Source organism: Elioraea sp. (genome assembly GCF_022842375.1).
In the GTDB taxonomy this organism is placed as follows: domain Bacteria; phylum Pseudomonadota; class Alphaproteobacteria; order Acetobacterales; family Acetobacteraceae; genus Elioraea_A.
In genome coordinates, this window is record NZ_JALHPR010000064.1 from 1 (window position 1) to 5053 (window position 5053).

Genomic DNA, 5053 nt, shown 5'->3' on the forward strand with positions numbered 1-5053 from the left:
GCGAGCCGGCGGCCGCGCGGCGCGCGCGCTGGCGGCGCGCCGCGATCGACGTGCTGCAATTCGTGCTGTTCCTCGGGCTGATGCTCTGGCTGCTCGTCGAGGCGGCGGAGCGCATGGGCTACAACTGGCAGTGGCACCTGGTTCCCCGCTACGTGGTGCAGGTGTTCGACGGCGAGGTGTTCCTCGGCCCGCTGCTGCGGGGGCTTCTCGTCACGCTGGAGATGAGCGCCATCGCGCTGGTGCTGACGGTGGTGATCGGGCTGGGTGCGGCGCTGCTGCGGCTGTCGGGATCGGCGGCGGGGCGTTGGCTCGTCGTCGGATACGTCGAGGTGATCCGCAACACGCCGCTGCTGGTGCAACTCTATCTCGTGTACTTCATCCTGGCGCCGATCATCGGGCTCGATCGGTTCTGGGCCGGTGTGCTGTGCCTCGCGCTGTTCGAGGGCGCCTTCGCCGCCGAGATCTTCCGCGGCGGGATCCTGGCGGTGCGGAAGGGGCAGTGGGAGGCGGCGTGGACGCTCGGTCTGTCGCGGCGCGACGCCTATCGCCGCATCGTGCTGCCGCAGGCGCTGCGGGTGATCCTGCCGCCGCTTGCCGGACTCGGCGTGTCGCTGGTCAAGCATTCGGCGATCGTCAGCGTGATCGCGGTATTCGACCTAACCAACGAGGGACGGAACGTGATCAGCGACACATTCATGACCTTCGAGATCTGGCTGACCGTGGCGGCGCTCTATCTCGTTGTCACGGTATCGCTGTCGCTCGCCGTCGGGCTGCTCGAAAAGCGGCTCAAGGGCGCTATGGCCTGATGATCCGCAACCTGAAGGACCAACGACGATGACCGACACACCAGATCTCCGCCGCCGCATGATCGCCCCTGCCGCGGGCGGTCTCGCGGCGCTTGGCGCCTTCGCCTTCGGCAGCCCGGCCGCGGCGCAGGGCGCAGACGCGCGTGCGGCACTCGCCGCAACCTCGATGATCGAGGAGGTCAAGCGGCGCGGCACGCTCCGCGTCGGCATGTCCACCTTCGTCCCCTGGGCGTTCCGCAACCGCGCGGGCGAACTGATCGGCTACGAGATCGATGTCGCCAACCGCCTGGCACAGGACATGAGCGTGCGTGCGGAATTCGTGCCGACGGCGTGGGACGGCATCATCCCGGCGCTGCTCGCCGGCCGGTTCGATGCGATCATCGGCGGCATGAGCATCACGCCGGCGCGCAACCTCAACGCCAACTTCACCACGGCCTATTCCGCGACGGGCGTCGATATCGCGGCCAGCCGGCGCCTCGCGAACGGTATGACGACGCTTGAGTCCTGGAACCGGCCGAACGTGACCTTCGCAGGGCGGCGCGGTACCTCGGGCATCGCGGCGGCGCAGCGGCTGTTCCCGCGCGCGACGATCCGCCAGTTCGACGACGATGCGCAATCCATCCTGGAAGTCGTGAATGGCCGCGCGCATGGCATGATCGGCTCGGTGCCACGTCCGCTGTTCGCGACGCTCGACAACCCGGACGCGCTGTTCCGCCCGTTCGAAACGCCGATCGTCCGCCAGGCGGATGCCATGGCTGTGCGGAAGTCCGATCCCGACGCGTTGAACTTCCTCAACAACTGGATCCTGCTCCGCCAGCTCGATGGCTGGCTCGAGGAGCGGCAGGCCTACTGGTTCAGCGCGCGCGAGTGGCGCGACCAGGTGCCCGGCTGACATCGCGCGTGGACCTTCCGGGCGGGCCCTATGCACGCCGTCGCCACGTCGGACTGATCGACGCGGCGATCGTCATCGGGGTGCTGGGCGCGCTCGGCTTCCTCGCCTGGCGGGCGGGGGCTGCGCTCGACTACAGGTGGAACTTCGCGCCGGTCTGGGGCTTCATCGCGCGCTACGACGAGGAACGCGGCTGGGTCGCGAACCTTCTGCTGCAGGGGCTGCTGACGACAATCCGCGTGTCATTCTGGGCGGCGATCGTGGCGGCGATCGTCGGCGTGGTGATGGGTGTGGCGCGTACCTCGCGATCGCTGCTGCCACGGCTGATCTCGGGGTTCTACGTCGAGACGATCCGCAACATCCCGCCGCTCGTGTTCGTGTTCGTGTTCTACTTCTTCGTGACGAGCCAGATCCTGCCCGCGCTCGGCATCGAGGACTGGATACGGCGGCAGGACCCTGACACGCTCGCCTGGATCGAGGTGCTCTTCGGCCCGCCGCAGTTCGCTGCGGGCGTGCTGGCGGCGATCCTGTGCCTCGGCCTGTTCGAGGGCGCCTATGTTACGGAGATCGTGCGCGCGGGCATCCAGTCGCTGCCGGGCGGGCAGTGGGAGGCGGGCCAGGCGCTCGGCCTCTCGCGCACGGCAACGCTGCGGCACGTCATCCTGCCGCAGGCGGTCGCGCGCACCGTGCCGCCGCTCGCCGGCCAGGCAGTGTCGCTGGTGAAGGACAGTTCGATCATCTCGCTCGTCTCGATCCAGGACCTTGCCTTCCTCGGCAACGAGGTGGCGGCGACGACGAATCGCGTGTTCGAGACATGGCTTGTCGTCGCTGGGTTCTACTTCATCGTCTGCGCCGCGCTGTCCGCGGCCGCCGCCCGGCTCGAGCGGCGCTTCGCACGCCGCGGCTGACGCCCGACGAAAGGGCGATCCATGCCCGCGCCCGACGAGAACCCCGCCTGCATCTGGCTCGTACCCCTATGCCGAGAGCGGGGGCCACCTGCGCGCGCTGTACCACTGCGTGAAGGGGCCGGGCGGGCTGATCGACAACGTGATGAAGGCGCACAGCCTGCGCCCGCACACGATGGAAGGACACAGCGCGCTCTACAAAGCGGTGCTGCACCACACGGGCAACACGACGCCCGGGGCGCGGGCGATCTACCGGGCGCTGGCGTCGGCCACGCGGGAGGTCGCGTGCTCAGGTAAGGAACTCGCGCTGCTTCGCTACGTCCGCAAGCTGACGCTCGATCCGCAGGGCATGCAGGAGGAGGACATCCTGGCGCTGCTCGACGCCGGTGCCTCGGACGACGAGACCCTGGAGGCGAATCAGGTCTGCGCGTACTTCAACTACTCGAACCGGTCGCTGAACGGGCTCGGCGTCACCACCGCCGGCGACATCCTCGGCACCTCGCTTGTTGCACCGAAAAAAGGGTGCAACCGCACGCAAGGAAGCCGGGAAACGGGGGAAGGTTCTTCGACGGGCAGCGGGGCAGGAATCTCTGGCGGCTCAGGGGCGAGGACCGCAGGAGGTTCCATGCGTAGATTTTTGCCGAGGGGGCAAGAATCGTGCCGGCGGACGGAAAGCATTCGGTGCGCTGATGAGTCGGCAGAGAGTCCGCCAAGCGGAGGCGGTGTCCTGGCCCGATGTGGGCGCCGCATTGAAACTGGCGAAAAAGCTGGCGTTCCCGGCGGGATTCGAACCCACGGCCCCCAGATTAGGAATCTGGTGCTCTATCCAGCTGAGCTACGGGAACCCGCGCGGAAAATAGCAAGCCCTGCGCCGCGCCGCTACACCGGGCGGCGGGCGCGGAGTGCCGCGGCGAGGGTGCCCTCGTCCAGCACATCCAGCGCGCCGCCCATCGGAACGCCCTGTGCCAGGCGGGTGACCGCGATGCCGCTTGGGCGCAGGCGGTCAGTGAGGTAGTGGGCGGTCGCTGCGCCATCCACCGTGGCGGGCAGCGCCACGATCACCTCCTCGATCCCGCCGGCGGCGATGCGCGCGAGCAGGGGCTGGATCGAGAGTTCCTCCGGGCCGATGCCCCCCATTGGCGAGAGCACGCCGCCGAGCACGTGATAGAGGCCCCGATGCGCATGGGCGCGCTCCAGCGCCCAGAGATCGGCGACACCCTCCACCACGCAGACCAGGTGATGGTCGCGCTGCGGGTCGCGGCAGATGCCGCAGGGGGATTGCGCGTCCAGATTGCCGCAGGTCTGGCAGGGGCGGACCGCGGCGGCGGCGGCGGCGAGCGCCTCGGCGAGCGGCAGCATCGTCTCGTTCGGGCGGGTGAGCATGCGCAGCACGGCGCGGCGCGCGCTGCGCCGGCCGAGGCCCGGGAGCTTCGCGAGCAGCGCGACGAGGCGTTCGATCGGGTCGTTGGGAAGGTTGTGCATTTTGCGTGCCCTCAAACGCCGGGCATCGTGCCGGAGGCACGCCTGCGGCGTGACGCCTCCGGCGGCTTGGCTTGCGCGCCTACGCACTGGCGCGCCCGGCACGGCGGGCAATCTGTGCGCGGGGCCGCGTTGCGGCCCTTTGCTCCCATCCTAGAAGGGAAGCTTGAGGCCGCCGAGGCCGCCGGGGATGTTCATGCCGGCGGTGGCCTTCTGCATCTCCTCGGCCATCATCGCCTCGACCTTCTGCTTCGCATCGGCGTGCGCCGCGACCAGCAGATCCTCCAGCACTTCCTTCTCATCGGCGGCCATCAGCGAGGGGTCGATCGTCACGCGGCGCAGGTCGCCCTTGCCCGACAGCTTCACCTTCACCATGCCGGCGCCGGAGGCGCCCTCGACCTCCATCGCTTCAAGCTTCGCCTGCATCTCCTGCATGCGCGTCTGCATCTGCTGCGCCTGCTTGAGCATGTTGCCGAGATTCTTCATGGGTGCCCTCAGTCCTCTTGCGGAAGGTCGTCATCGAGGCCGACCGGCTCGGCGTCGAGCGGCGCGAAATCGCGCCCATCATCCGGCAGCAACTCGGTCGGCGGCGGCAAGCCATAGGCATCGAGCGCGGCATCGCGCACGCCCTCGATCTGCGCGCCGGGGAAGGCGGCCAGCACGGCCTGCACCAGCGGATGGCTGCGCGCCAGGGTCAGGCGGTCCTGCTCGGCCGAGCGGCCCTGCTCGGCCAGTGTCGGCTCGCCGCCGGCATTGACCAGGCTGATCGTCCAGCGCGCGCCGGTCTCCTGCTGGAGCAGCGCGACGAGCTGCTGGGCGAGGTCGCGCGGCGCATCGCCGCGCGGGCGCAGCTCGATCCGGCCGGGGGCGACATGCACCGGGTGCGCCATGTGCAGAAGCTGCGCATGCAGCAGCGGCTGCCGCCCGGAGGCGAGCGCCACGACCTCGCGCCAGGTGGTCGGCTGCGGCAGCGC

General features: G+C 69.5%; 5 protein-coding genes, 1 tRNA gene and 1 pseudogene. 3 read left to right on the top strand and 4 right to left on the bottom strand.

The features are described from left to right. The 3 genes from Q0C38_RS22920 to Q0C38_RS22930 form a co-directional block, all read left to right on the top strand. On the top strand, nt 1-806 hold an 806-nt coding region (locus tag Q0C38_RS22920), incomplete at its 5' end, for an amino acid ABC transporter permease (RefSeq protein ID WP_291299459.1). Nucleotides 807-834: 28 nt separating this feature from the next. Further along, entirely contained in the window at nt 835-1698 is an 864-nt protein-coding gene (locus Q0C38_RS22925) for a transporter substrate-binding domain-containing protein (protein WP_291299460.1), read from the top strand. 8 nt (nt 1699-1706) lie between these two features. Next, complete coding sequence (locus tag Q0C38_RS22930; RefSeq protein ID WP_291299461.1) at nt 1707-2603, top strand: amino acid ABC transporter permease; 897 nt, start codon at nt 1707-1709, stop codon at nt 2601-2603. Between the two features lie 765 nt (nt 2604-3368). Here Q0C38_RS22930 and Q0C38_RS22935 read toward each other — a convergent pair. The 4 genes and pseudogenes from Q0C38_RS22935 to Q0C38_RS22950 all read right to left on the bottom strand — a co-directional run. Continuing rightward, nucleotides 3369-3445 (bottom strand) — tRNA-Arg (locus tag Q0C38_RS22935). A gap of 34 nt (nt 3446-3479) precedes the next feature. After that, nucleotides 3480-4082: a recombination mediator RecR gene (gene recR / locus Q0C38_RS22940; RefSeq protein WP_291299462.1), complete on the bottom strand. Its 603-nt coding sequence runs from the start codon at nt 4080-4082 to the stop codon at nt 3480-3482. 150 nt (nt 4083-4232) lie between these two features. Continuing rightward, nucleotides 4233-4565, bottom strand: coding sequence for a YbaB/EbfC family nucleoid-associated protein (locus Q0C38_RS22945; protein ID WP_291299463.1), 333 nt, complete (start codon nt 4563-4565; stop codon nt 4233-4235). 8 nt (nt 4566-4573) lie between these two features. Then, nucleotides 4574-5053: pseudogene (locus Q0C38_RS22950) on the bottom strand (DNA polymerase III subunit gamma/tau); the annotation flags it as partial.

Coding starts and splice junctions, on each gene's coding strand:
- Q0C38_RS22945 (WP_291299463.1), bottom strand. CDS start 4,565: ATGAAGAATCTCGGCAACATGCTCAAGCAGGCGCAGCAGATGCAGACG.
- Q0C38_RS22925 (WP_291299460.1), top strand. CDS start 835: ATGACCGACACACCAGATCTCCGCCGCCGCATGATCGCCCCTGCCGCG.
- recR (WP_291299462.1), bottom strand. CDS start 4,082: ATGCACAACCTTCCCAACGACCCGATCGAACGCCTCGTCGCGCTGCTC.